Source organism: Tabrizicola oligotrophica (genome assembly GCF_011008935.1).
Taxonomy (GTDB): Bacteria; Pseudomonadota; Alphaproteobacteria; order Rhodobacterales; family Rhodobacteraceae; genus Tabrizicola_A; species Tabrizicola_A oligotrophica.
The window spans coordinates 1-2,982 of the sequence record NZ_JAAIVJ010000031.1 but is presented as its reverse complement, the minus strand read 5'-3'; the positions used below and the strand labels follow the sequence as shown (position 1 = coordinate 2,982).

General features: G+C 54.4%; 5 protein-coding genes. 2 read left to right on the top strand and 3 right to left on the bottom strand.

The genetic code is table 11. The features are described from left to right. Positions 1-166 precede the first annotated feature (166 nt). Entirely contained in the window at positions 167-580 is a 414-nt protein-coding gene (locus G4Z14_RS18650; RefSeq protein ID WP_164628459.1) for a hypothetical protein, read from the top strand. Between the two features lie 16 nt (positions 581-596). On the opposite strand, the gene G4Z14_RS18645 is transcribed toward G4Z14_RS18650, so the two are convergent. Next, on the bottom strand, positions 597-1,496 hold the full coding sequence (locus G4Z14_RS18645) for a hypothetical protein (RefSeq protein WP_164628457.1): 900 nt from the start codon (positions 1,494-1,496) through the stop codon (positions 597-599). An 89-nt stretch (positions 1,497-1,585) separates the two neighbouring features. Between G4Z14_RS18645 and G4Z14_RS18640 the strand changes: the two genes are divergently transcribed. Continuing rightward, complete coding sequence (locus tag G4Z14_RS18640; protein ID WP_164628455.1) at positions 1,586-2,254, top strand: recombinase family protein; 669 nt, start codon at positions 1,586-1,588, stop codon at positions 2,252-2,254. Positions 2,255-2,296: 42 nt separating this feature from the next. Here the strand turns inward: G4Z14_RS18640 and G4Z14_RS18635 are convergent, their stop codons facing one another. Together G4Z14_RS18635 and G4Z14_RS18630 are read right to left on the bottom strand one after the other, a co-directional pair. Next, on the bottom strand, positions 2,297-2,494 hold the full coding sequence (locus tag G4Z14_RS18635; RefSeq protein ID WP_164628452.1) for a hypothetical protein: 198 nt from the start codon (positions 2,492-2,494) through the stop codon (positions 2,297-2,299). A gap of 1 nt (position 2,495) precedes the next feature. Next, on the bottom strand, positions 2,496-2,982 hold a 487-nt coding region (locus tag G4Z14_RS18630), incomplete at its 5' end, for a ribbon-helix-helix domain-containing protein (protein WP_164628451.1).

Sequence of the window (2,982 nt, the reverse complement as noted above, 5' to 3'; positions counted from 1 at the left end):
GGAGCCTATGCCGTTTGATTGCCGGTCAAACCTGCCCACGATCCCGTGGAAAGACTGCCCACCTTCGCGTGGAATCCGCGCCCATCATCCCATGGATTGACTGTCCACCATCGCGTGGAACACGCAGTCCAGCCCGCGCTGCCTGAAAGCCGTTCACGACCTCAAAGTGTTTTCCGCGTTCCATGAGAACACGTCATCGCTTGAAGGTGAGGCTGGAAAGTATCTTCGTCGTGAAGACGGGAACATAAAACGGCTGCGCCAGCAAATAGCGGTCGCTCAGAAACACCGAGCGGCAGGGGCACATAGACACCACCAGATTTGGCAAGATGACCTGATCATTCTTTCGGATGGGAAGCTGACGGCAAAGCTGCTGGCACGTTTTCTGGACGAGGTCATAGGAATTCCATGCAAGCAAGCGGATATCGAAAACGATAGGAAAAAGAAATTATTCACGCCGGGGCAAGTTCCAAACACAACCGAGGCGAGGGAAAAGCTGTCGCTGCTGAAGGAAATGCTATTCCCGGAACTGAAGGTGGAGGAGTTTCTTGCATCGAACGAAGCGGTTTCCCTCATAGGTTGAAGCGACTGGCATCCAACTAGTCATGGATATCCGGGGGAATCTTCACGTCCGGGATATGAAACCGTGAGAACCCTTTGCGCACGGGGCCAGCGGATTGCTGAAGGGCGGTCAACCGCCGTAGGTGATAGAAGGTTGATACTGCCCGTTCATCAAGCTCAAACGGCGTTTTGACCGCGCCTCCAGCCTCGATTTCATAGGCACCGTATCCGCCCCTCAAGAACTTGACGTCGAAGTGCCCCTTGGACGTGAGACCGATCACTTCAAGTAAAGCGTTTGCATCCGTCAGCCGAAGGAATTGGCGGCGTAGTATGTCAACCGTTTCCGACCGTTTTGCGCTCCAAACCCGGTTCAATGCTCGTTCGGCTTGTTCCGTGTAGCCCGGTTCAAACCGTTCTTTCCCACTTTTGAGAAGCTTTTTCTCAACAAGATAGCCCTGTGCAATTGCTGCGAGGAAGTCGTAGTCCGTGTAACTGTAGGTGACATTCCCATCCTCGTTCTCGTCGTCGATTTCGATCAAAATAACGCCGCCACCTCGACCACCCTCGACTGGCGCTTTCCCATAGAATTCAGCCACGTCCGGCCTTGGGCGCAACAGATCGACGCTTATCTGCCAGTAATTTTTGTCGGCACTCGACAGGACGGCCTTCAGTTGAAGGTATCGGGTTGTCTCGCCGTCCTCCACGATTATGTCGAATCCATCCCGATCCACATCAGGCTCGTACAGGTGCATGTGATAGCCGACACGGGCTGCGGCGATTTTCAAGTCGAACGCCAAACGGTTGAAGAAAATTCTCTCACGGGTCGTTTGGTTGAGCGATTTGGAAAGGAACCCCCTCAGAGCAGTTTGGGGCTTCGGAGGTCGGCTCTTCTTCTTGCTCGGGGGCGATCCGTCGAGCTGGTCTTTCGAGTTGGTCACTTCGTCTTCACCTGTCCGTTGCCCTCAGCCCTCTGATCCCTGACGTCCGTCCACGACAGACCAACGTTTGTCGTGGATGGAGGATGCCGATGACCGATTATGTTGTCTACTACCGCGTGTCGACCGAGCGTCAGGGAAGGTCAGGACTTGGCCTTGATGCGCAACGCGCGATGGTTGAGGCGTTCCTTCAGCCCGGCGATACCGTGATCGATGCGTTCACCGAAATCCAATCGGGAAAGAAGGATGATCGCATCAAGCTGTGGAAGGCGATCAACCTCGTCAAGAAGACCAGGTCGAAACTGCTGATCCCCAAGCTGGATCGATTCTCGAGGAAGGTCTCGTTCATCTCGGGGATCATCGATCAGGGCGTTGAGCTGGTTGTCTGCGAGCATCCTAACGTCAACACCTTCTTCCTCCACCTGCTGGCCTGCTTTGCCGAGGAAGAGAGACGACAGATTTCAGAACGGACGAAAGCCGCGCTGAAAGCGGCCAAGAACCGGGGGACGGCACTTGGCCTGAATGCCAGCCAGATCGCCTCGACACGCCGGGAAAATCGCCGGAAATTCGCAATGGAAAATGCCGATACTTTGAGGATGGCTGTCACCAAGGCAGGATCGATTTCAGCGGCTGCCCGATGGCTGAACGATCAAAGGGTGCCAACGGCGACAGGAGGCAGATGGCACCCTCAGACCGTCAAAAACTATCTTGATAGCATCCAAGCGGACGACCAAAGGTCGGCTTTCCTCCAGCAAAGCTGAAGGGAAGCATCTCGAACGTGTTGGATAGCGATCAAGGTCACATCAAAGCCGCCTCAACGCTTCCCTGATGGCGATCTCGACCCTGTCTCTGATGGCGTATCGGTTCAGCCGCATGGTCCTTGGGTTGATGATTTGGGGTCGGGATGTCTCCGAAAGCAATTTGGCTTCATGATCCTTGTAGCCGAGAAGATCTTCCTCGACGCCAAGTTGATCCAATTGGGAAACTTGATGCTGGTCCATATTACCATCCTCCATCAAAACGGTCATGATGGGCCAATAGGGGAGGCAATGGCAGTCCATCATCCTCGTCCTGCTTGGCGGACTGGCGATTGGTTTTTGGTTGTATTGCCGGCTGCTGCAAAGCTGTCCGGCAATAGCCCTCCAAAAGCTGGTTGATGATTGCCGTTCGGCTGAGCCGCTTGGCTTTCGCAATTTCATCCAAGGTGTCTTTCAGACCCGTTGGAATGTTGAAGTTGATCAGTTGGTGGGACATTTGGTTCCTTTCTATTGTTTGATGGACATCGGCTGCGCCGATGTCGACTTCGTCGAGGATCAGGGTTTGTGGTTGATGGGGATCAGGCGAGAGGGAGGTTAGAAGGCCTGACCTGCCCCCCGGAAGTTCCCTCGCTGTGATGTAGAGTCTGCCCAACCTGAAGGAGCAGACGACATGAGGAAAAGCCGTTTCACCGAAGCGCAGATTATCGGGATGATCAAAGAGCAGGAGGCAG

Coding starts and splice junctions, on each gene's coding strand:
- G4Z14_RS18640 (WP_164628455.1), top strand. CDS start 1,586: ATGACCGATTATGTTGTCTACTACCGCGTGTCGACCGAGCGTCAGGGA.
- G4Z14_RS18635 (WP_164628452.1), bottom strand. CDS start 2,494: ATGGACCAGCATCAAGTTTCCCAATTGGATCAACTTGGCGTCGAGGAA.